Here is a 19,960-nt window from a genome sequence, read left to right on the forward strand (position 1 = left end):
AGACCCTAACCGCGGGAACAGCGGGTCATGGTGTGGCAATACACACACCCTTCCCGGGGTGTGTTGTCCGGTTCCTCCTTGGCGACAGGGCGGGCCATGGGACAGGATCAACGCCATGGACCTCCTGAACACGCTGGTGGACAAGGGGCTGCGGCGCGAGCTGCCGACCCGCGAAGAAGCCCTCGCCGTACTGGCGACCTCGGACGACGACCTGCTCGACGTGGTGGCCGCGGCCGGAAAGGTGCGCCGTCAGTGGTTCGGGCGGCGGGTGAAACTGAACTACCTGGTCAATCTCAAGTCCGGGCTCTGCCCCGAGGACTGCTCGTACTGCTCGCAGCGGCTCGGTTCGAAGGCCGGGATCCTCAAGTACACGTGGCTGAAACCGGACGAGGCGTCGAAGGCCGCCGCGGCCGGGGTGGCGGGGGGCGCCAAGCGGGTGTGCCTGGTGGCGAGCGGCCGCGGTCCGACGGACCGCGACGTCGACCGGGTGTCGGAGACCATCGAGGCGATCAAGGACCAGAACGACGGCGTCGAGGTGTGCGCCTGCCTCGGGCTGCTCACCGACGGGCAGGCCGAGCGGCTGCGTTCGGCGGGCGCCGACGCGTACAACCACAACCTCAACACGTCCGAGGAAACGTACGGGGCCATCACCACCACGCACACCTACACGGACCGGGTGGAGACCGTGCGGCAGGCGCAGGCCGCCGGCCTCTCGGCGTGCTCCGGGCTGATCGCGGGGATGGGCGAGAGCGACGCCGACCTGGTCGACGTGGTCTTCTCACTGCGCGAACTGGACCCGGACTCGGTGCCGGTGAACTTCCTGATCCCGTTCGAGGGGACCCCGCTGGCGAAGGAGTGGAACCTCACCCCGCAGCGGTGTCTGCGCATCCTGGCGATGGTCCGGTTCGTCTGCCCGGACGTGGAGGTACGGCTCGCGGGCGGGCGCGAGGTGCATCTGCGCTCGTTGCAGCCGCTGGCCCTGCATCTGGTCAACTCGATCTTCCTGGGCGACTACCTCACCAGCGAGGGGCAGGCCGGGCAGGCGGACCTGGACATGATCGCGGACGCCGGTTTCGAGGTGGAGGGCGCGGACACGTCGACGCTTCCCGCGCACCGGGCCGCGGCGGGCGGCTGCGACGGGCACGACGGGGGGTGTGCGCCGTGCGGCGACACGCCCGCGGAAGCCGCCGGCTGTGGCGACGCGCCCCCGCAAGCCGCCGGCTGTGGTGACGCGCCCGCCGAGGCCGTCATCGGTGGTGCCGACGCCCCGGCCGCGCGTCCGGATCTGGTGGCGGTGCGGCGGCGCGGCGCGGGTACGGATCTCGCTCCCAATGCCTGAGTCCTTCTCCCCCGCCGAACTGCGGTCGCTGGACCGCGCCCACGTCTGGCATCCCTACGGCCCGATGCCGGGACGCCAGGATCCGCTGGTCGTGGAGTCCGCGTCCGGCGTACGGCTGCGGCTGGCCGAACCGGCCCACGGGCACCGCGAGTTGGTCGACGGCATGTCGTCGTGGTGGTCGGCGGTGCACGGCTACAACCACCCGGTGCTCAACGCGGCGGCACGCGGCCAGCTGGACCGGATGAGCCATGTGATGTTCGGGGGGCTCACCCACGAGCCCGCGGTCCGGCTGGCCGCCCGGCTGGTCGAGATCACCCCGGAGCCGCTGCGGCACGTCTTCCTCGCCGACTCGGGTTCGGTGTCGGTCGAGGTCGCGGTGAAGATGTGCCTGCAGTACTGGCGCTCGGTGGGGCGACCCGCCAAGCAGCGGCTGCTGACCTGGCGCGGCGGCTATCACGGGGACACCTGGCAGCCGATGTCGGTGTGCGACCCCGAGGGCGGCATGCACGAGCTGTGGTCGGGCGTGCTGCCCCGGCAGGTCTTCGCGGACGCGCCGCCGGGCGGCTTCCACTCGGAACCGGACCCGGAGTACGCACGCCAACTGCGGGAACTGATCGCGGAGCACGCGGACCGGCTGGCGGCGGTGATCGTGGAGCCGGTGGTGCAGGGTGCGGGCGGGATGCGCTTCCACTCCCCCGCCTACCTGACGGTGCTGCGCGAGGCGTGCGACGCGCACGACGTCCTGCTGGTGTTCGACGAGATCGCCACGGGGTTCGGCCGTACGGGGACGTTGTTCGCGGCCGGTCACACGGGGGTCTCACCGGATGTCATGTGCGTGGGCAAGGCGTTGACCGGCGGATATCTGACGATGGCGGCGACGCTGTGCACCTCACGGGTCGCCGAGGGCATCTCGCGGGGCGAGGTGCCGGTGCTGGCGCACGGTCCGACGTTCATGGGCAATCCGCTGGCCGCGGCCGTGGCGTGCGCGTCGGTGGATCTGCTGCTGGACGGGGACTGGCAGCGGGACGTCGAGCGGATCGGTGCGGGGCTGCGGGACGGTCTCGCCCCGGCGGCGGACCTGCCCGGGGTGCGGGAGGTGCGGACGCTGGGCGCGATCGGCGTCGTTCAGCTCGACCACGAGGTGGACATGGCCGCCGCGACCCGTGCGGCGGTACGGGAAGGGGTGTGGCTGCGGCCATTCCGCGATCTCGTCTACACCATGCCGCCGTATGTGACCGACGACGACGACGTGGCGCGGATCTGCCGGGCCGTGTGCGCGGCCGCGAGGGAGGGCTGAGATGAGCGTTCTGGTGGTGTCGGGCACCGACACCGAGATCGGCAAGACCGTCGTGACCGCCGCCGTGGCGGCGGCGTGGCGGGACCGGCGCGTCGCGGTCCTCAAGCCCGCGCAGACGGGTCTGGCGCCCGGTGAGCCGGGGGATGTCGCGGAGGTGGCACGGCTGGCGGGCGGCCATGTGACGGCGGTCGAACTCGCGCGCTTCCCGGAGCCGTTGGCGCCCGCCACGGCCGCCCGGAGGGCCGGCCTCCCGCCGGTGCGCCCGTACGAGATCGCCGAGGCCGCCGAGAAGCTGGCGACCGAGCACGACGTGGTGCTGATCGAGGGCGCGGGCGGTCTGCTGGTCCGTTTCGACGACACGGGCTCGACCCTCGCCGACGCGGCCCGGCTGCTGTCCGCGCCCGTGCTGGTCGTGGCGCGGGCCGGGCTGGGCACGCTCAACGCCACCGCCCTGACCTCGGAGGCCCTGCGGGGCCGGGAGCTGGAGTGCCTCGGTGTGGTGGTGGGCAGCATGCCCGCCGAACCGGACCTCGCTGCCCGCTGCAACGTGGCGGACCTCCCGGTGGCGGCGGGCGCCCCGCTGCTGGGGGCGGTACCGGCCGGGGCGGGGGCGCTGGCGCCCGCCGACTTCCGTGCAGCGGCCGGGGGTTGGCTGGCCGCCGAACTGGGCGGAACCCGGAACGCCGGATGAGCGACCGGGCCGTGGTGCGGCCGACTGCCGCCCCGGTCCGGCGCCCGCCGTCGCCCGGCGCCCGCCGTCGCCCGCCGTCGCCGGGCGTGCGCCACGAGGGGCGGGCCCGGCAGGGGCCGTCAGTGGCTCCATTGCCGCAGTTCGTCGGCGATGGCCCGGACGTCCGCCTTTCCCTCCTTCACCAGTCGCGCCAGGTCCCGCACCCGTTCCGGGGAGGTGACGACCCGCTGCCCGGACGCGACCAGGTAGCCGTACGCGACGGCCGAGGAGAACATGGCGTTGGAGTGTTCCAGCGCGGGGACGTGGATCAGCAGCTGCAGGAGAGCCGCCGCCCTGGAGTGCGGGTCGCTGTAGACGGGGCTGCCGAAGATCTCCGCGTCGTGCCGGGCCACCGCGGCGACGAGCGCACCCCAGTCGACGACCTGCGGATCGCCCGGAGTCTTGTGCTCGGCCACCATCAGCAGCCAGGAAAGATCGATCCGGAGGTTCAACGCGCGCCTTCGCGCTCCGGACCGAACTCCTCCGCGAAGACCGCCTGGTACTTCTCCATGAAGTCACCCGCGGCCTCGACGAACGCATGCTCCACCGTGCCGGCGTCCTGTTTCACGAGTTCCTCTGTGCAACGGTTCACACTCGTCCCCCTCTGCGGCGCGCGCTGCCGCGCCGCCTCGGCGGTGGCCTCGTCCACTCTCACGTTCAGCTGGGTCCTGGACACGAAATCACGCTAGCGCCGGTGCGTCGGCACCAGCAAGGAGAAGCACGCGGGGCCCGGAGGCAGGGCTCGCCGGGTACCGAGGGTCCACGACGCCCCGGCGTCGAAATGCCGCTGGTCGAGCGGGGAGACGGTCTGCTTGGCTCGGGCCATGGACGATCCGCGCATCCGTTGCGCCACCCCCTCCGACATCGACGACGTGCTCCGGTTCTGGCGAGCGGCCGCGAAGGGCACGAGCATCAGCGACGACCACGACGGCGTGGCCCGGCTCATCGCACGGGATCCCGAAGCGCTGCTCCTCGCGGAACGCGCCGACGTTCTCGTGGGAACGGTGATTGCCGGATTCGACGGCTGGCGGTGCTCGGTCCACCGGCTGGCCGTACACCCCGACCGCCGCCGTCAAGGCATCGCCACCGCCTTGTTGGCGGCTGCGGAGGAACGATTCGCCAACCTGGGCGGGCGACGGGTCGACGCCATGGTCCTGGAGGCCAACGAGCGGGGGCACCGCACATGGGCCGCGGCCGGATACCACCGCGAGGACCACTGGCGACGCTGGGTCAGGCCACTTTGGCCGGGAACCGGCACCGGCGTCGAAGCCCGGGAGCACCACTCGTGAACACCGACGAGCGGCCCGGAGCAGCGTCGCGCCCCACGACACCACCGGTGGGTCGAGATACTTCCCGCGGAAATAGCGAGCGTTTTTGCCGATCCTTTACCATGGATGGCTCCTGACCGATTCCTTTCGAAAGGTGTGTACGTCCGCCCATGGGCGAGCCCCCCAGTTGTAGACACAGCCGAAACAGACGCAGCCGACATCGAGCGGTCCGCCCGTCCCTGCCCGACCATGGGACGGAGGTGACCCGATGACCGAAGTGCTTCTGCTGCTCGTCGCGGTGCTGCTCTCCCTCGCGTGCGGCGCCTTCGTCGCGGCCGAGTTCTCGCTGACGACGGTCGAGCGCGGTCAACTCGAACGCGCCGTCGAGCAAGGGGAACGGGGCGCGGCGAGCGCCATGAAGGCCGTGCGCGGTCTCACCTTCCAGCTGTCCGGCGCCCAGCTCGGCATCACGGTCACCAACCTGGTGGTCGGCATGCTCTCCGAACCGTCCATCGCGAAACTGATCCGCGGGCCGGTGGAGGCCGTGGGCCTGCCCCCGGGCGTGGCGTCGTCCGTGGCACTCGTGCTGGGAACCGCCCTGTCCACGGTGTTCCTGATGGTCGTCGGCGAACTCGTCCCGAAGAACTGGGCGATCTCCTCGCCGCTCGCGGTGGCGAAGGCCGTGGCGACCCCGCAGCGGGCCTTCACCGCCGTGTTCCGGCCGTTCATCAGCCACCTCAACAACACGGCGAACCGGATCGTGCGCCGCTTCGGCCTGGAACCCGCCGAGGAACTGGCCTCGGCCCGCGGCCCGCAGGAGCTCGTGGCGCTGGCCCGGCACTCCGCGAAGGAGGGCGCCCTGGAGGCGGACACCGCCGAACTGTTCGTCCGCACCCTCAACCTGGCGGAGCTCACGGCACAGAACGTCATGACGCCTCGGGTGCAGGTCACCGCCCTGGACGTGCGGGCGACCGCCGAGGACGTCGCGAACGCCACCCGCGCGACCGGCCTGTCCCGTTTCCCCGTCTACCGCGGCAACCTCGACACGGTCGTCGGCGTGGCACACATCAAGGACGTGCTGGCCATCCCGGCCGAGCAGCGGTCCCGTACGCGTGTCTCGCAGATGCTGCGCGAGCCCCTGCTCGTGCCGGAGACCCTCACCGTGGACCGGCTTCTCGACCAGCTGTCCGGCAAGCTCGCGATGGCCGTCGTCATCGACGAGTACGGGGGCACGGCGGGCGTCGTGACCCTGGAGGACATCGTCGAGGAGGTCGTCGGCGAGGTGCGTGACGAGCACGACCCGCACGAGACGCCCGACCTGGCACCGGCCGGTGAGGACGCCGACGGACGGACCCTCTGGTCGGCCGACGGCGCCGCGCGTCTCGACCAGCTGCAGAGGATCGGGCTACGGGTGCCGGACGGCCCGTACGAGACACTCGCCGGGCTCGTCGCCACCGAGGTCGGGCGCATCCCGGCCGCGGGCGACTCCGTCGAAATGGCCGGCTGGCGGATCGACGTCGTGGACGCCTCCGGCCGCCGGGCCGCGCGGGCCCTGCTGCACGCGCCGCTGCCCGGCGAGGACCACGAACGGACGGAGGACGCACGATGACCGCCGTCCAGCTCTTCATCGGCCTGATGACCCTGGTCGTCAACGCCTTCTTCGTCGGCGCGGAGTTCGCGCTGATCTCCGTGCGCCGCAGCCAGGTCGAACCACAGGCCGAGGCAGGGAACCGGCGGGCCCGAAGTGTCATATGGGGCCTGGAACACGTGTCGGCACTGCTCGCCGCGGCACAGCTGGGCATCACACTGTGCACGCTGGTCCTCGGTGTCGTCGCCGAACCGGCCATCGCCCATCTGCTCGAGCCCGTCTTCGACGTGGTGGGGGTGCCCGGCGGACTGATCCACCCGATCTCGTTCGTGATCGCCCTGTCCGTCGCGACGTATCTGCACATGCTGCTCGGCGAGATGGTGCCGAAGAACATCGCCCTGGCCGAGCCCGTACGGGCCGCCCTGCTGCTCGGGCCGCCGCTGGTGGCCCTCGCCAGGGCGCTGCGCCCGGTGATCTTCACCGTGAACGCCTTCGCGAACGGGCTGCTGAAGCTCCTGCGGGTCGAGGCGAAGAACGAGGTCGCCGCCACGTTCTCGGACGACGAACTGGCCCGGCTGGTGAAGGACGCCGGGGCCGCCGGTCTCGTCGACGACCGCTCGGCCGAACGCCTGCACCACGCCCTCGAACTGGGCCGGCGGCCGGTGCGGGAGGTGGCACTGCCGGTGGACCGGGTGACCTACACCAGGATCGGAACGACGCCGGAGCAGCTGGAGCGGCTGTCGCACGAGACGGGCTTCTCCCGCTTCCCGGTGATGGACAGCGAGGGTCGCATCCTGGGCTACCTCCATGTGAAGGACGCGCTGGACGCCACCCCGCGCGACCTGCCGTTCCCCGTGACGGCGATGCGGCCGATCGCCAGGGTGCGCGCCGGGACCCCGCTCGACGATGTGCTGACGGCGCTGCGCCGCAGCCGCACGCATCTGGCGGCGGTGCTCGACGAACACGGCCGGCTGGCGGGGATGGTCACGATGGAGGACGTCCTGCGCGAGCTGGTGGGGCGGCCGCAGGCGCACTGACCCGTCCGCCGGGCCGCGGTCGGACGTCCGCGGCCCGGCGGACGGGGAACGGGGCGCCGTGCGGCGCGCCGGTTCGGCGGCCCGTTTCCCCGGCCGCCGGGCCCTCTGCCGACGAACGGGGAACGGGTGCGTCGGGGGCGTGGGGGGTCCGGCCCGGCCCGCGGTGGGGGGTCCGGGCCGGAACGCGGCGGGTCGGGACAGGTCGAGGCTGTCCGGAAGGGGTCGGGTCACCCCGCGATACGATCGCATCGCCATGGAGATGAATGCCTCATACACCAGTCTGGTCGCGGTCGGCGACTCGTTCACCGAGGGCATGTCGGACCTGCTGCCCGACGGCACGTACCGGGGCTGGGCCGATGTTCTCGCCGGCCGGCTCGCGGTCCGCGCGCCGGGATTCCGCTACGCCAACCTGGCGGTACGAGGCAAGCTGATCGGCCAGATCGTCGACGAACAGGTCGAGGCCGCCGCCGCTCTGCGCGCGGACGTCGTGACGCTCGTCGGCGGGCTCAACGACGCACTGCGGCCCAAGTGCGACATGGGCATGGTCCGTGGACGGCTCGAAGAGGCGGTCGAACGCCTCGCGCCCACGTGCGGGAAGCTCGTGCTGATGCGCAGCCCCGGCCGCAACGGTCCGGTGATGGAACGTTTCCGTCCGCGCATGGAAGAGCTGTTCTCCCTGGTCGACGCGCTGGCCGCCCGCCACGGCGCGGCCGTCGTCGACCTCTACGGGGCGCCGTCCCTGGGCGATCCCCGGCTCTGGGACGTCGACCGTCTGCATCTGACGGCCGACGGGCACCGCAGGGTGGCCGAGGCGGTCTGGCAGACGCTGGGGCTGCCGCCGGAGAGCGACTGGCGGACGCCGCTCCCGGAGGGTGCTCCCGCGAAATGGGTGGTGCGGCGCGTCGAGGACGTCCGCTTCGCCCGTCGGCACCTGCTGCCGTGGGTCGGCCGTCGGCTGACCGGCCGCTCCTCCGGGGACGGGCGTACGGGCGCGCAGTACAGCGCCGAACTGGGGCGGGCGTTCTGGGTCACCCCCGGGCGTGACGGCGACCCCGGCCCGGTGGCGACGTGGCACAAGGTGGACGTGACCCCGCTCTCGTAGCAACCCACAAACCCGGCCACGGCGCTGGCCTGCACAAACCGCCAGTAGAATCCGGTCATGTGACTGCTGTGTCTGCGAAGCCTCGCATCCCCAATGTCCTGGCCGGCCGCTATGCCTCCACGGAGCTGGCCGTCCTCTGGTCCCCCGAGCAGAAGGTGAAGCTGGAGCGCCGGCTGTGGCTGGCGGTGCTGCGCGCGCAGAAGGACCTCGGGATCGAGGTGCCGGACGCCGCCCTGGCCGCTTACGAGCGGGTCCTCGACGAGGTCGACCTGGCCTCGATCGCCGAGCGCGAGAAGGTCACCCGGCACGACGTCAAGGCCCGGATCGAGGAGTTCAACGCCCTCGCCGGACATGAGCAGGTCCACAAGGGCATGACCTCCCGGGACCTCACCGAGAACGTCGAGCAGCTCCAGATCCGGCTCTCCCTGGAACTCATGCGCGACCGCACGGTGGCGGTGCTGGCCCGGCTGGGCAAGCTGGCGGCGGAGTACCGCGAGCTGGTCATGGCCGGCCGCTCCCACAACGTCGCCGCGCAGGCGACCACGCTCGGCAAGCGGTTCGCGACCGCTGCGGACGAGCTCCTGGCGGCGTACGGACGGCTCGAGGACCTGCTGGGCCGCTACCCGCTGCGCGGCATCAAGGGCCCCGTGGGCACGGCCCAGGACATGCTCGACCTGCTGGGCGGCGACTCCGCGAAGCTCGCCGACCTGGAGCGGCGCATCGCCGAGCACCTCGGCTTCGCCCACGCCTTCACCTCCGTCGGACAGGTCTACCCCCGCTCGCTCGACTACGACGTCGTGACCGCGCTGGTGCAGTTGGCCGCGGCACCGTCGTCCCTCGCCAAGACGATCCGCCTGATGGCCGGGCACGAGCTGGTGACCGAGGGCTTCAAGCCCGGTCAGGTGGGCTCGTCCGCGATGCCGCACAAGATGAACACCCGCTCCTGCGAGCGCGTCAACGGCCTGATGGTCGTCCTGCGCGGCTACGCGTCGATGACCGGCGAGCTGGCGGGCGACCAGTGGAACGAGGGCGACGTGTCGTGCTCCGTGGTCCGCCGGGTCGCCCTCCCCGACGCGTTCTTCGCGTTCGACGGGCTGCTGGAGACCTTCCTGACGGTGCTCGACGAGTTCGGGGCCTTCCCGGCCGTCGTCGCCCGCGAGCTCGACCGTTATCTGCCGTTCCTCGCCACCACCAAGGTCCTGATGGGTGCGGTCCGCGCCGGCGTCGGCCGTGAGGTCGCCCACGAGGCGATCAAGGAGCACGCGGTCGCCTCGGCCCTGGCCATGCGCGAACAGGGGGCCGAGCGCAACGAGTTGCTCGACAAGCTGGCCACCGACGAGCGCATCCCGCTCGACCGCGCCCAGCTGGACGCCCTCATGGCCGACAAGCTCTCCTTCACGGGCGCGGCGGGCGACCAGGTCACCACGCTGATCTCCCGCATCGAGGAGATCAGCGAGCGGCACCCCGAGGCCGCCGCATACACACCGGGCTCCATCCTCTGACGATCGACCACCTGCGCCGATGACACCCGAGGAGCTCCAGGCCGCCCGCGACCGCACCGTTCCCGATGTGGTCGCGGACGGCCTGCGTGTGCTGTTCTGCGGGATCAACCCGAGTCTGACGACCGGGGCGACCGGTCATCACTTCGCCCACCCCGGCAACCGTTTCTGGCCCGTGCTCCACCGGTCGGGGTTCACCCCCCGGCTGCTGAGTCCGACGGAGCAGACCGAACTGCTGCGGTACGGCCTGGGCATCACCAATGTGGTCGCCCGGGCCACCGCACGCGCCGACGAACTGTCCGCCGAGGAGTTCCGCGAGGGCGGGCGGATCCTGGCGGCCAAGGTCGAACGGTTGCGACCGAAGTGGCTGGCGGTCGTGGGTGTCACCGCGTACCGCACCGCGTTCGGGAGGCGGACGGCCCGGATCGGTCCGCAGGACCACACGGTCGGCGGCGCCCGTGTCTGGGCCCTCCCCAACCCCAGTGGTCTCAACGCCCACTGGACGACTCCGACGATGGCGGAGGAGTACGGGCGCCTGCGCGCCGCCGTCGAGCACGGCGACCCCGCCACCGCGTGAAGCCCGCCGCGCCAGGACCTCACCACGCGAGAACCCCACCGCGCGGCCCTGCCCGTGTGAGAGCCCGCCGGTCGCCACACCCGGCGCCACGGCCACCGGCCACCGCGCCCAGGCCCGTGGCCTCGCGGAGCGGCCCGTCTTCCCCATGCCCCCGGGCGGGCCGAGACCGTGGGACCCCCGTGGTCATGTCCCCGGGTCACGGTGCGGGCGGGGACGCCCGCGTCACGGCGGATCGATCTCCGTCACCACGACGTTCAGCTCGCAGCCCGGCCCGTCCTCCTCCAGGTACAGGCCCAGCGCGATCCACCGGTCGTCGATCCGCCACAGCTGGAGGTACTCGCAGCCCGCGACCGTCCCGGCCCACGCCTCCGGGATCTCCTCCCCTGCCGTCATCCGCTCCTGCGCACTCCACAGACTGATCACCTGCGGCTCGCCCCAACGGCTCGTGAGCAGGGTCAGCAGCGCATCGTGCTCCGCGAGGCACTGCGCTCGGTGTTGCAGCCGTGCCGCCTCGTCGTCGTCCCAGTGGTCGACGTCCGCGTGCAAGGACGCCGTGTGATAGCCGGGCCCGCTGACTCCCGAACCCGACCGGATGCGCTCCGCGGGAAAGACACGGGTCCGCATCCCGTCGATGAGGCGAAGGTGATGTGCGGTGGTCATGCCGTCAGTAAACCGCCCAGCACTGACATTCGACCCCGCGGCCCCGGGCCTTGAAGGTCCCTCAGCCCTTTCCGTGCCCTCCTCCGTCTTCCCGGCGCCCCGGAAGCAGGGATCCGGGTCCGGCATGGACGTGGACATCGGCGTGGGCGTGACGCAGCTCGTGGCCACCGATGCGGCGGCGGGACTACACGTCCCTGCGTCGGATCGCCCACCAGCCCGCCAGCAGCGCGGCCGCCGCCCAGGCCGCGGTCACGGCGAGTCCGCCCCACGGTCCGAGGCTGCCCTCGGGATTCTGCTGGAGCACCAACTGACCGGCCCGGTCGGGCAGGTACTGCGCGGCGCCACCCGCGATGTCGCCGACCACGAAGGAGACGATGAGGATGAACGGTATGAGGAGGCTGAGCACGGCCACGGCGCTGCGCAGCAGCACCGCCAGGCCGGCGGCGAACAACGCCATCAGGGCCAGGTAGATCCCGCCGCCGAAGGCGGCCCGCAATGCCCCGGGCTCACCCAGATCGATCGCGTACTCCCCCAGGAACAACTGCCCCACCAGGAAGGCGCTGAAGCTGGTGGCGAGGCCGACGACCAGGGCGAGCGCACCGACGAGCGCCACCTTCACCCCGTAGAGAAGGGTGCGGTGCGGCACGGCGGTCAGGGAGATCCGCAGGGCCCCGTTGACGTACTCGGACGAGATCGCGGTCGCGCCGAAGCCGATGGCCGCCACCTGCCCGAGGTTCAGGGCGTAGAAGGCGCCGAGGACCGGATCTGCGCCCGCGTCGTCCGCCTCCGCCCGGCCGACGGTGGCGAACACGAGCACGGTGACGACGAGGGTCACGAGAAGCACCGCTATCAGGGATCCGATCACGGACCGCACCGATCTGATCTTGATCCACTCGGAGTGGAACACTGCCGCGGTCGACATGGTCAGGCCTCCTGAAGGTCGGTGGACGGGGCCGACGCGGACGCGAAGTCCATGGCGTCGGAGGTGAGGTCGAGGTAGGCCTGCTCCAGTGTCGGGCGCTCGTCGAGGAGTTCGAGGATCGCGATGCCGTGCGCGGCGGCCACGGCACCGATCTCGGCGGCTTGTGCGCCTTCGACGCTCAGACTCCCGTCGTCGCCCGGAACGGGCTTGTGTCCCTTGCCGATCAGTGCCTCCCGGAGCCGGGCGGGATCCGTCGTACGCACGCGCACCACGGGGCGGCTTCGGGACTCCAGGAAGTCCCGCATCGGCAGGTCCGCGAGGAGTCGGCCGCGGCCGAGCACCACGAGATGATCCGCGAACGAGGACGTCTCGTTCATCAGATGGCTGGACACCAGGACCGTGCGGCCTTCCCGGGCGAGACGCCTCATCAGCTCACGAATCCAGACGATGCCTTCCGGGTCCAGCCCGTTCGACGGCTCGTCGAGCATCACGACCTCCGGGTCGCCGAGCAGGGCCGCCGCTATGCCCAGTCGCTGGCGCATGCCCAGTGAGAACGTCTTGATGCGCGCGCCGCCGACCGCGCCGAGTCCCGCCTCGTCCAGGACCTCGTCCACTCTGCGGGCGCCCATGCCGTTGCTCACCGCGAGGGCGAGCAGATGATCCCGCGCGGTGCGCGAGCCGTGGGCGGCCTGGGCGTCGAGCAGAGCCCCTATACGCCGCAGTGGATTGTCGAGCGTGATGTAGGGCTGCCCGCCGACCGTCGCCGTACCCGCGGTGGGCCGGTCCAGTCCGAGCACGAGTCGCATGGTGGTGGACTTGCCGGCACCGTTGGGGCCGAGGAAGCCGGTGACCCGGCCCGGGCGCACGCTGAATGTGAGCCGGTCCACGGCGCGGGTCGTGCCGTATTCCTTCGTGAGTTCGTGGACGTCGATGCTGGTCATGTCGTCAGCTTGGCGGTCCTGCAGGGGCACCGGCCTCCCCCGTGGGAGGGGATCTTCTCCCTCGCTCGGGGGAGTCGCCCGGCCCGGACGGACTGGCACGATGGCCGCATGCTCCGCCACATCCGACCGTTGGCCACGTCCGCCACCTACACCCGGTGGCTGCACCTCCTCATCCCGCTGGCCATCTGCAGCGTGTGGATGTTCGTCTCCATGGACACTCCGTGGGTGCTCGTGGTCCTGGCCATACCGGTGGGGTTGCTGCCGGGCATGCGGCTGGCGGAAGGGGTGCAGGCCCAGCTGCTGCTCACGCCCGCGGAGCGCGGCAGCCCCCACGCGGCGATCTCGGCCGCGGCCGCGGCCGACTGGGCGGACCGCTGGCGCACCGTCCTCTGGCTGGAGTTGCGACTGGTGTTCGGCGTCGCGGTGGGTGTTGCCACTGTCTGGCTGCCGATGATCACGGTGGACCTTGTCATCAGCGGTACCGGCGGCAACACGGAACAGAGTTGGCTGACAGCCGGGCTGCAGCCGCATTGGTGGCATCTCCTGCTGACTCCCCTGCCCCTCCTGGTACTGCTGGCCGTGGTCGTGGCGAGTGGTGAGCTGATCACCCTGGCCGCCCGCACCCTCCTCGGCCCATCGCCGGTACAGCGGCTCACCGCCTTGGAGGAGCGCACCGAACAGCTGCTGGAGCGCAATCGCATCGCGCGGGAGTTGCACGACTCCATCGGGCACGCGTTGACCGTCGCCGTCGTGCAGGCGGGTGCGGCCCGGGCGGCCGGTGATCCGGAGTTCACGGCGCGGGCACTGACCGCGATCGAGGAGACCGGCAGGGACGCGCTCGACGATCTGGAGCGGGTCCTGCGGGTGCTGCGTGAAGCGGGGGCGCCGACGGGACGGCAACCGACGCTGGTGGAGGCGGACCGGCTTCTGGACTCCGCGCGCCGGTCGGGGGCGAAGGTCGACGCGGACGTGTCCGGTCCGTTGGCGGAGGTTCCCGCGACGGTGTCCCGTGAGGGCTATCGCATCCTTCAGGAATCGCTCACCAACGTTCTCCGTCACGCCGGGACCGTTCCCGTCCGTGTGCGGATCAGCGTCGCGAACGGCCGGCTGGAGCTGAACGTGACCAACCCGCTGGGTGATTCGACGGGTTCGACGGGTGGCGGGAGCGGGCTGCGGGGCATCCGCGAGAGGGCCGCACTGCTGGGAGGAAAGGCCAGGACGGGTCCGCACAGGGGCGAGTGGAGGGTGTACGTGAGCCTCCCGTCGCACGGCCTAGGCTGATCGGATGGCGGTTACCGTTCTTCTGGTCGACGACGAACCCCTCGTCCGTGCTGGGCTGCGCGCGGTCCTCGATGCGCAGCCCGACATCGAAGTGGTGGGCGAGGCGGACGACGGCGCGGCAGTCGTCCCCCTGCTGCGTCGACTGCGTCCCGATGTGGTGGCCATGGACGTCAGAATGCCTCTGATGGACGGCATAGAGGCGACCCGACTGGTGCTGCGCACCGTGCCGGACCCGCCGAAGATCCTGGTGGTCACCACGTTCGAGAACGACGAGTACGTGTACGAGGCGTTGCGTGCGGGAGCGGACGGCTTCCTGCTCAAGCGGGCACGGCCGACCGAGATCATCCATGCGGTGCGTCTGGTCGCGGAGGGCCAGTCGTTGCTGTTCCCGGCGGCGGTGCGGCAGCTCGCCGCGCAGTACGGCACGAACAAGGCACGGGCGGTCATGGAGCGGGCGTCGCTCACCGAGCGGGAGGCGGCGGTGCTGCGGCTGATGGCCAGGGGGCTGTCGAACGCGGAGATCGCCGCCAAGCTCGTGGTGGGCGTGGAGACGGTGAAGACCCATGTCAGCGCCGTGCTGGCCAAGTTGGGCGCCAGGGACCGCACCCAGGCGGTGATCGCGGCGTACGAGTCCGGGTTCGTCGCCCCGAGCTGAGCCCCGCGGCTCCGGATGCCCGTTGAGGCCCTCGGTCGCCCGGCACCCGGGCAGCGAGTACCATCCGCCTGACATGCGCACGAGCTGGGAGGACAGACCGTGGGGCGGCTGACCGGTGGTGATCCATCGCTGTTGCGACGGATCAATTCCGCAGTGGTATTGCACGCCCTCCGGGGCGCCGAATCGCCCACGCTCACGGACCTGACCCGGATCACGGGTCTGTCCAGGCCGACGGTCGAGGGCGTCATGGAAGGGCTCTTGGAGGCCGGACTGGTCGTCGAGTCGATGCCCGACGGTGGCGAGGCCCGTCGGCAGGGACGCCCGGCGCGACGCTTCAGATTCCGCGCCGAGGCCGGTCATCTGCTCGGCATCGAGATCGGTCCGCATCGCGTCTCCGCCCTGCTCTCCGAGCTGGACGGCCGGATCACCGGGGCGGGTTCACGCGAGGTGTCGGAGACGGCGTGCGCCGACGACCGGCTCGAAAAGGTCCGCGTGATGGTGGCCGACGTCCTGCGGCGGACGGGGGTTGCCCGGAGCAGTCTGCGTGCCGTCGGGGTCGGCAGCCCGGGCATCGTGGAGGCCGACGGAACGGTTCGGCTGGGCACCGCGCTGCCGGACTGGACGGGGCTGGCGCTGGGTGAGCGGCTGCGGCGTTCGTTCCGCTGCCCCGTCATCGTGGAGAACGACGCCAACGCCGCGGCGGTGGCGGAGCACTGGAAGGGGGCTGCCACCGAGTCCGACGACATCGTGTTCGTCCTGGCCGGTCTGAGCCCGGGTGCCGGATCGCTGATCGGCGGGCGGCTGCACCGCGGCTACGGCGGCGCGGCGGGCGAGATCGGCGCCCTGCACCTCCTGGGCCGCGAGGCCACGCCGGAAAGGCTCCTCTCCACGACGGACAGGCCCCTGGATCCATTGGACGAGGCCGCCGTCGCGGCCGTGTTCGCGGAGGCACGGCGCGGGGACGCACGGGCTCAAGCGGCGGTCGAGCGGTACATCCAGCGTCTGGTGCACGATGTCGCGGCGCTGGTACTGGCCCTGGACCCGGAGCTGGTGGTGGTCGGCGGATGGGCCGCGGGGCTGGACGGTGTGCTGGAGCCGCTCCGCCACGAACTGGCCCGCTACTGCCTCCGGCCGCCGCGTGTGACGCTGTCGTTGCTCGGTGAGGCCGCGGTGGCCACGGGTGCCCTGCGACTGGCTCTCGATCACGTCGAGGAGCAGCTCTTCGCTGTGGAGGGAACGGTGACGTCCCGCCGCTGAGCGCGACGGGCCGTTCACGTACACCGCAGGCGCGTCCCGACGGCCCGCTCACGTACGTCCGGGGCGGGGTGGGCGGGCTCGGGAGCGTTCCGTCCGAGCCGTCCCGGGTGGTGTCGTCCGGGACGCCCGCCGCTCACGGCCGGGGTCAGGACGCCTGACGCTCCTGACCGTGGTGGCTGATCTCCAGATCGCCCGAGTCACCGAAGGTGAGCCGGCAGGTGTCGGCGCGGTAGGTGGCGACGGAGAGCGCCGCGGTACCGCCCGCCACCAGGTAACGGGTGGTGACGACGAGGACGGGGGAGCCTGGAAGCCGGTCGAGTTCCTTGGCGTCGTCCGCGCGCGCCGAACCGAGCTCCACCGACCGGTCCTGCCCGTCGAGGCCGAGGCGCTGCAGTTCGCGCAGGACACCGCGGGCCCGGGCGGGGCCGGACGACGCATCGATCGCCGGCAGTCCGGGCACCGACGACGACGGGACGTAGAGCAGCTCCGCGGCGATCGTCTGCGCCTGGGCGACACGGATGCGGCGGACGATGTGGACCGGTTCGTCACCGCCCACACCGAGCACGGACGCCACCGACGCCGGCGCGACCGCGGTCGTGCAGCCCACCGGCTGCCATGCCTCGCCGCCCCCGCCGCCCGACCAGTCGCGCTTCCCCGTGGAGACCGCGACCCCGACGCGCGGCGGCGCGACGGTGGTGCCGACGCCTCGGCGGCGCTGCAGCCTGCCCTCCAGTTCGAGCTGTTCCAGAGCCTGCCGGAGCGTGGCACGGGCGACTCCGAACCGAGCAGCGAGGTCACGCTCGTTGGGCAGGATCTCTCCCACCGCAAAGTCCGAGTCGAGTGCCTCGCTGAGCACGGTCTTGAGGTGCCAGTACTTCGGCTCCTGCACCGATTCCAGCTGCGTGGTCCCCACCCTGTCCTCCGCAATCGCCCAGCGGCTTTTCCGCGACGTTATTTATTAAAGGTTCCTGCCTTAACGGTGAGACCATAGGACGGGATACCACCTTGGTCAAGACCAATCCTCCTGTGGTCACGCAGCGAAATGAGCCCCTGCCGCAGAGCGTTCACAGGACGTTCGTGGTGCCGTGAGCCGCCCGCAGCAGAAAGGCCCCGCGGCGGGGTGGGCCGCGGGGCCCGGGATGGGCGCCGGGAGGATCGGGACGACCCGTGACCGTCAGGCCCCGGCGGCCGTCACATCCCCGGTGGACGGGTGCCGGGATGCGAGGAGGCCGGTCATTGGTCGACCAGACCGACGAGTTTGTCAGGGTTGCGCACGATGTACACGCACTGGATGAGCCCGTTCCTGAGCTCGATCTGGACGGCGGAGTCCGGCTTTCCGCCCGAGAGCACGATCACGGCGGGACGACCGTTGAGCTCCACGGCCCGTATGTCGAACTCCTGGGGCCGGTCGCGGACAACGGCGCAGAGGAAGCGGCTCACCTTGTCGGCGCCCTCGATGACGCGCAACGGCGCCTTGGCCTTTCCCCCGCTGTCCCCGACGAGCCGCACATCGGTGGCGAGCATCGCCAGCAGCCGCTCGATGTCACCGCCCGCCGCCGCGGCGAGGAACCGTTCCGTGAGGTCACGACGGTGGGCCGGGTCCACGTCGTAGCGCGGCTTTCGCTCGTCGACGTGGCGCCGGGCGCGCCCCGCGAGCTGACGCACGGCGGCCTCCGAGCGTTCCAGGGCCGTGGCGATCTCGGCGTACGGGAAACCGAACGCCTCACGCAGCACGAAGACGGCCCGTTCCAGCGGCGACAGGGATTCGAGGACGACGAGAACGGCGAGGGACACCGAGTCCGCGAGAACGGCCCGTTCCGCCGTGTCGGGTACCCAGGGGCCGAAGTCGGTGACGAGGGGTTCCGGCAGCCAGGGCCCCACGTACGCCTCGCGCTGCGACCGCACCTGCCGCAGCCGGTCGACGGCGAGACGGGTGGTGATCCGGACGAGATAGGCGCGCGGCTCCCGTACGTCCTCGCGGGAGGCGGACGACCAGCGCAGCCATGCCTCCTGCACCACGTCCTCGGCGTCGGCGATCCGGCCCAGCATGCGGTAGGCGACTCCGATGAGCACGCAACGGTGGGTCTCGAAGACGTCGGTGGCGGTGTCGGCTGTCACCCGTCCATTGTCACCCGTCCATCCCAGCGGACGCTCGGAACACTGTCCAGCACCGGCCGTCCGGCTCCCCTCGAACTGCGGTTCGCACGAAGGCGCTTGCCCCCGTCCCGCGGTCCGAGTCCGCTCCGCCCCCGTTCCGTTCACACCCGACGCACGCGTGCCACGTCGCAACGAACGCAACAGCCCTGCCCCACCACCCCGTTCGGCCTCCACCGCCCCGAAGACCTCCACCGCCCCGAAGACCTCCACCGTGTCCGACGGTCATCCGCTGCGAGGACCGGCCGTACGCTCTCCCGCCGCCGGGAAGCCGGGGCCGGGGCCGGCCGGGCAGTCCCCGTTGCCGGGTCGTTGCGGCTGCCCGGTCACGGGGACCTCCCGCGGAACGACGGACCGGCGCCGCGGGAAGCGCGGAGCACGCGTGACGCCGGGCGCCGTGCCGGTGCCTGGCGCGGTGCGGCGCCTGGGCAGCACGCCGGAGCCGAGCGCCACGCCCAGCCCGACCAGCACACTCCCGACGGCCTGCGCAACCCCGTAGGAGCCGGTCCCCACGAGTGGCGCGGTGAGGGCGGCGGAGACCGGGATCAGCCCGGAGAAGAGCGTGGCGCGCTCGGCGCCGATCCGCTGCACGCCCATGTACCAGCAGACGAAGCCGACGACCGTGACGACCACCGCCTGCCAGAGCAGGGCGGCGGCTTCGCCGGTCGTGGGTGTCCGGTCGACGCCGATGCCGTCCGTCACCAGGCCGAGCAGCAGAGATTCCACCGCGGCGATCCCGCACACCGCGGCCGACAGCAGTCTCGGCCCCAGCGGTCCCACCGGCCGCAGTACGGGCACCGCGAGAACGGCGAAACCCGTCTCACCGGCCAGCGCACCGGCCGCCCGCAAGCGCACGATGGACCTGGGCAACCCGGCCGTCGATCAGGCCGTCCTCGCCGAGTTCATCCGCACGGGCGGCTACGACCGGCAGTTGCGCCGCTGCCAACGGGCCTACCGCGAGCGCCGCGACGCCCTGGTCGCCGTGCTGGCGGAGTGCTTTCCCGGAACGGCCGTGAGCGGCATCGCCGCCGGGCTGCACGTCATCGCGCGGCTCCCCGAACGCTACGGGCCCGAGCCGTCGTTCATGAGGCGCGCGAACGCGGCAGGGGTGGCCCTGCGCCCCCTGAGCGACTGCGAGACGGTGCCCTCCGGGAGCCGGACGGTGGATCTGCTGCTCGGCCATGCGCACCTGACGCCGCATGAGATCACGCGAGGGATAAGGCTGCTGGCATCCGTCCACCGGGAGCCCGGCGGGTGACAACGGGTTCGGGCGAGAGGCATCGGGTGACCGCGCGCGAGAACGGGATACCGACGGGCGGGACAACGACGTCCGCGGGATCTCCGGCTACGGGAGCAGCGGCAACGGCAGCAGCAAGGCAACGGAAGAATCCGTGGCAGGCGGAACCACGGCGACGGCCGTGGCAGGCAGGACGGCCGCGCCGGACACGGGGGCCGAGACCGACGGGACGCCGGTGACGGCCTGACGCCCGGGATGAAGGTGACGGCCGTGACGGCCTCGTCATCCGGGACGACGGTGACGGCCGCTTTCTGGTGTTCACCTGGGATTGGTGTGCGCGCAGCCGACGGGCACGAGGGTGGGGTCGGCCGACCGGCCCACCCCTGGTCCACCGACGCACCCGCCCGTGGAGGCGC

20 protein-coding genes and 2 pseudogenes are annotated in these 19,960 nt (G+C 71.8%); 13 read left to right on the top strand and 9 right to left on the bottom strand.

Annotated elements, in window-relative coordinates; all coding sequences use genetic code 11:
* The first annotated feature begins 115 nt into the window (after positions 1–115).
* From bioB to bioD, 3 genes are read left to right on the top strand one after another with little or no spacing between them, the layout of a single operon-like run.
* The gene (gene bioB / locus AMK22_RS07570; protein WP_073782558.1) at positions 116–1,339 is read left to right on the top strand and encodes a biotin synthase BioB; all 1,224 of its coding nucleotides are present in this window, start codon (positions 116–118) and stop codon (positions 1,337–1,339) included.
* A complete protein-coding gene (locus tag AMK22_RS07575; RefSeq protein WP_073782560.1) occupies positions 1,332–2,636 on the top strand; it encodes an adenosylmethionine--8-amino-7-oxononanoate transaminase in 1,305 nt (434 codons plus the stop codon). The genes bioB and AMK22_RS07575 overlap by 8 nt, the downstream gene beginning before the upstream one ends.
* 1 nt (position 2,637) lies before the next feature.
* Positions 2,638–3,327, top strand: a complete 690-nt coding sequence (bioD, locus tag AMK22_RS07580) for a dethiobiotin synthase (protein WP_073782563.1) — start codon at positions 2,638–2,640, stop codon at positions 3,325–3,327.
* Between the two features lie 119 nt (positions 3,328–3,446).
* Here the strand turns inward: bioD and AMK22_RS07585 are convergent, their stop codons facing one another.
* From AMK22_RS07585 to AMK22_RS39430, 3 genes are read right to left on the bottom strand one after another with little or no spacing between them, the layout of a single operon-like run.
* Complete coding sequence (locus AMK22_RS07585; protein ID WP_073782565.1) at positions 3,447–3,818, bottom strand: fic family toxin-antitoxin system, toxin component; 372 nt, start codon at positions 3,816–3,818, stop codon at positions 3,447–3,449.
* Complete coding sequence (locus AMK22_RS07590; RefSeq protein ID WP_073782567.1) at positions 3,815–4,042, bottom strand: antitoxin; 228 nt, start codon at positions 4,040–4,042, stop codon at positions 3,815–3,817. Before AMK22_RS07590 ends, AMK22_RS07585 begins: the two co-directional genes overlap by 4 nt.
* 9 nt (positions 4,043–4,051) lie before the next feature.
* Positions 4,052–4,192, bottom strand: a complete 141-nt coding sequence (locus tag AMK22_RS39430) for a hypothetical protein (RefSeq protein ID WP_158072028.1) — start codon at positions 4,190–4,192, stop codon at positions 4,052–4,054.
* On the opposite strand from AMK22_RS39430, the gene AMK22_RS07595 reads away from it, so the two are divergent.
* From AMK22_RS07595 to mug, 6 genes are all read left to right on the top strand, one after another.
* The gene (locus tag AMK22_RS07595; protein ID WP_073782569.1) at positions 4,191–4,655 is read left to right on the top strand and encodes a GNAT family N-acetyltransferase; all 465 of its coding nucleotides are present in this window, start codon (positions 4,191–4,193) and stop codon (positions 4,653–4,655) included. The two genes, AMK22_RS39430 and AMK22_RS07595, sit on opposite strands and share 2 nt — an antisense overlap.
* Positions 4,656–4,902: 247 nt before the next feature.
* Positions 4,903–6,243 (top strand): hemolysin family protein, encoded by a 1,341-nt coding sequence (locus tag AMK22_RS07600; RefSeq protein ID WP_073782571.1) that lies wholly within the window; start codon positions 4,903–4,905, stop codon positions 6,241–6,243.
* A complete protein-coding gene (locus tag AMK22_RS07605) occupies positions 6,240–7,259 on the top strand; it encodes a hemolysin family protein (protein WP_073782573.1) in 1,020 nt (339 codons plus the stop codon). The genes AMK22_RS07600 and AMK22_RS07605 overlap by 4 nt, the downstream gene beginning before the upstream one ends.
* Positions 7,260–7,512: 253 nt before the next feature.
* Complete coding sequence (locus AMK22_RS07610) at positions 7,513–8,361, top strand: SGNH/GDSL hydrolase family protein (RefSeq protein ID WP_073782575.1); 849 nt, start codon at positions 7,513–7,515, stop codon at positions 8,359–8,361.
* Positions 8,362–8,429: 68 nt separating this feature from the next.
* Positions 8,430–9,863 carry an adenylosuccinate lyase gene (purB, locus tag AMK22_RS07615; protein WP_073782577.1) on the top strand — a complete coding sequence of 478 codons (1,434 nt, stop codon included), beginning with the start codon at positions 8,430–8,432 and terminating at the stop codon, positions 9,861–9,863.
* A gap of 19 nt (positions 9,864–9,882) precedes the next feature.
* Positions 9,883–10,437: a G/U mismatch-specific DNA glycosylase gene (gene mug / locus AMK22_RS07620; protein ID WP_073782579.1), complete on the top strand. Its 555-nt coding sequence runs from the start codon at positions 9,883–9,885 to the stop codon at positions 10,435–10,437.
* A gap of 222 nt (positions 10,438–10,659) precedes the next feature.
* On the opposite strand, the gene AMK22_RS07625 is transcribed toward mug, so the two are convergent.
* From AMK22_RS07625 to AMK22_RS07635, 3 genes are all read right to left on the bottom strand, one after another.
* Positions 10,660–11,097: a hypothetical protein gene (locus AMK22_RS07625; protein ID WP_073782581.1), complete on the bottom strand. Its 438-nt coding sequence runs from the start codon at positions 11,095–11,097 to the stop codon at positions 10,660–10,662.
* A 184-nt stretch (positions 11,098–11,281) separates the two neighbouring features.
* Positions 11,282–12,019 carry an ABC transporter permease gene (locus AMK22_RS07630; protein ID WP_199883147.1) on the bottom strand — a complete coding sequence of 246 codons (738 nt, stop codon included), beginning with the start codon at positions 12,017–12,019 and terminating at the stop codon, positions 11,282–11,284.
* Between the two features lie 2 nt (positions 12,020–12,021).
* Positions 12,022–12,960 (bottom strand): ABC transporter ATP-binding protein, encoded by a 939-nt coding sequence (locus AMK22_RS07635; protein ID WP_073782585.1) that lies wholly within the window; start codon positions 12,958–12,960, stop codon positions 12,022–12,024.
* Between the two features lie 108 nt (positions 12,961–13,068).
* On the opposite strand from AMK22_RS07635, the gene AMK22_RS07640 reads away from it, so the two are divergent.
* The 3 genes from AMK22_RS07640 to AMK22_RS07650 all read left to right on the top strand — a co-directional run bounded on the left by AMK22_RS07640 (position 13,069) and on the right by AMK22_RS07650 (position 16,153).
* The gene (locus tag AMK22_RS07640) at positions 13,069–14,241 is read left to right on the top strand and encodes a sensor histidine kinase (protein WP_073782587.1); all 1,173 of its coding nucleotides are present in this window, start codon (positions 13,069–13,071) and stop codon (positions 14,239–14,241) included.
* A 4-nt stretch (positions 14,242–14,245) separates the two neighbouring features.
* Positions 14,246–14,896 (top strand): response regulator transcription factor, encoded by a 651-nt coding sequence (locus AMK22_RS07645; RefSeq protein WP_073782589.1) that lies wholly within the window; start codon positions 14,246–14,248, stop codon positions 14,894–14,896.
* Between the two features lie 99 nt (positions 14,897–14,995).
* The gene (locus tag AMK22_RS07650; RefSeq protein WP_073782591.1) at positions 14,996–16,153 is read left to right on the top strand and encodes an ROK family protein; all 1,158 of its coding nucleotides are present in this window, start codon (positions 14,996–14,998) and stop codon (positions 16,151–16,153) included.
* 145 nt (positions 16,154–16,298) lie between these two features.
* On the opposite strand, the gene AMK22_RS07655 is transcribed toward AMK22_RS07650, so the two are convergent.
* The 3 genes and pseudogenes from AMK22_RS07655 to AMK22_RS07665 all read right to left on the bottom strand — a co-directional run.
* Positions 16,299–17,066 (bottom strand): GntR family transcriptional regulator, encoded by a 768-nt coding sequence (locus AMK22_RS07655; RefSeq protein ID WP_073782593.1) that lies wholly within the window; start codon positions 17,064–17,066, stop codon positions 16,299–16,301.
* A 320-nt stretch (positions 17,067–17,386) separates the two neighbouring features.
* Positions 17,387–18,271 carry an RNA polymerase sigma-70 factor gene (locus AMK22_RS07660; protein ID WP_073782595.1) on the bottom strand — a complete coding sequence of 295 codons (885 nt, stop codon included), beginning with the start codon at positions 18,269–18,271 and terminating at the stop codon, positions 17,387–17,389.
* Positions 18,272–18,532: 261 nt separating this feature from the next.
* Positions 18,533–19,150, bottom strand: a pseudogene (locus AMK22_RS07665) (EamA family transporter); the annotation flags it as partial.
* On the opposite strand from AMK22_RS07665, the pseudogene AMK22_RS07670 reads away from it, so the two are divergent.
* Positions 19,146–19,565, top strand: a pseudogene (locus tag AMK22_RS07670) (PLP-dependent aminotransferase family protein); the annotation flags it as partial. The pseudogenes AMK22_RS07665 and AMK22_RS07670 overlap by 5 nt on opposite strands.
* Between the last annotated feature and the right edge of the window lie 395 nt (positions 19,566–19,960).

This window comes from Streptomyces sp. CB01580 (genome assembly GCF_001905795.1).
Classification (GTDB): domain Bacteria; phylum Actinomycetota; class Actinomycetes; order Streptomycetales; family Streptomycetaceae; genus Streptomyces.

What these genes read in the sequence shown, in the direction of transcription:
- bioB (WP_073782558.1), top strand. Translation starts at nt 116, where the DNA reads ATGGACCTCCTGAACACGCTGGTGGACAAGGGGCTGCGGCGCGAGCTG.
- AMK22_RS07640 (WP_073782587.1), top strand. Translation starts at nt 13,069, where the DNA reads ATGCTCCGCCACATCCGACCGTTGGCCACGTCCGCCACCTACACCCGG.
- AMK22_RS07635 (WP_073782585.1), bottom strand. Translation starts at nt 12,960, where the DNA reads ATGACCAGCATCGACGTCCACGAACTCACGAAGGAATACGGCACGACC.
- AMK22_RS07610 (WP_073782575.1), top strand. Translation starts at nt 7,513, where the DNA reads ATGGAGATGAATGCCTCATACACCAGTCTGGTCGCGGTCGGCGACTCG.
- bioD (WP_073782563.1), top strand. Translation starts at nt 2,638, where the DNA reads ATGAGCGTTCTGGTGGTGTCGGGCACCGACACCGAGATCGGCAAGACC.
- AMK22_RS07595 (WP_073782569.1), top strand. Translation starts at nt 4,191, where the DNA reads ATGGACGATCCGCGCATCCGTTGCGCCACCCCCTCCGACATCGACGAC.
- AMK22_RS07600 (WP_073782571.1), top strand. Translation starts at nt 4,903, where the DNA reads ATGACCGAAGTGCTTCTGCTGCTCGTCGCGGTGCTGCTCTCCCTCGCG.
- AMK22_RS39430 (WP_158072028.1), bottom strand. Translation starts at nt 4,192, where the DNA reads ATGGCCCGAGCCAAGCAGACCGTCTCCCCGCTCGACCAGCGGCATTTC.
- AMK22_RS07630 (WP_199883147.1), bottom strand. Translation starts at nt 12,019, where the DNA reads ATGTCGACCGCGGCAGTGTTCCACTCCGAGTGGATCAAGATCAGATCG.
- mug (WP_073782579.1), top strand. Translation starts at nt 9,883, where the DNA reads ATGACACCCGAGGAGCTCCAGGCCGCCCGCGACCGCACCGTTCCCGAT.
- AMK22_RS07645 (WP_073782589.1), top strand. Translation starts at nt 14,246, where the DNA reads ATGGCGGTTACCGTTCTTCTGGTCGACGACGAACCCCTCGTCCGTGCT.
- AMK22_RS07575 (WP_073782560.1), top strand. Translation starts at nt 1,332, where the DNA reads ATGCCTGAGTCCTTCTCCCCCGCCGAACTGCGGTCGCTGGACCGCGCC.
- AMK22_RS07605 (WP_073782573.1), top strand. Translation starts at nt 6,240, where the DNA reads ATGACCGCCGTCCAGCTCTTCATCGGCCTGATGACCCTGGTCGTCAAC.
- AMK22_RS07625 (WP_073782581.1), bottom strand. Translation starts at nt 11,097, where the DNA reads ATGACCACCGCACATCACCTTCGCCTCATCGACGGGATGCGGACCCGT.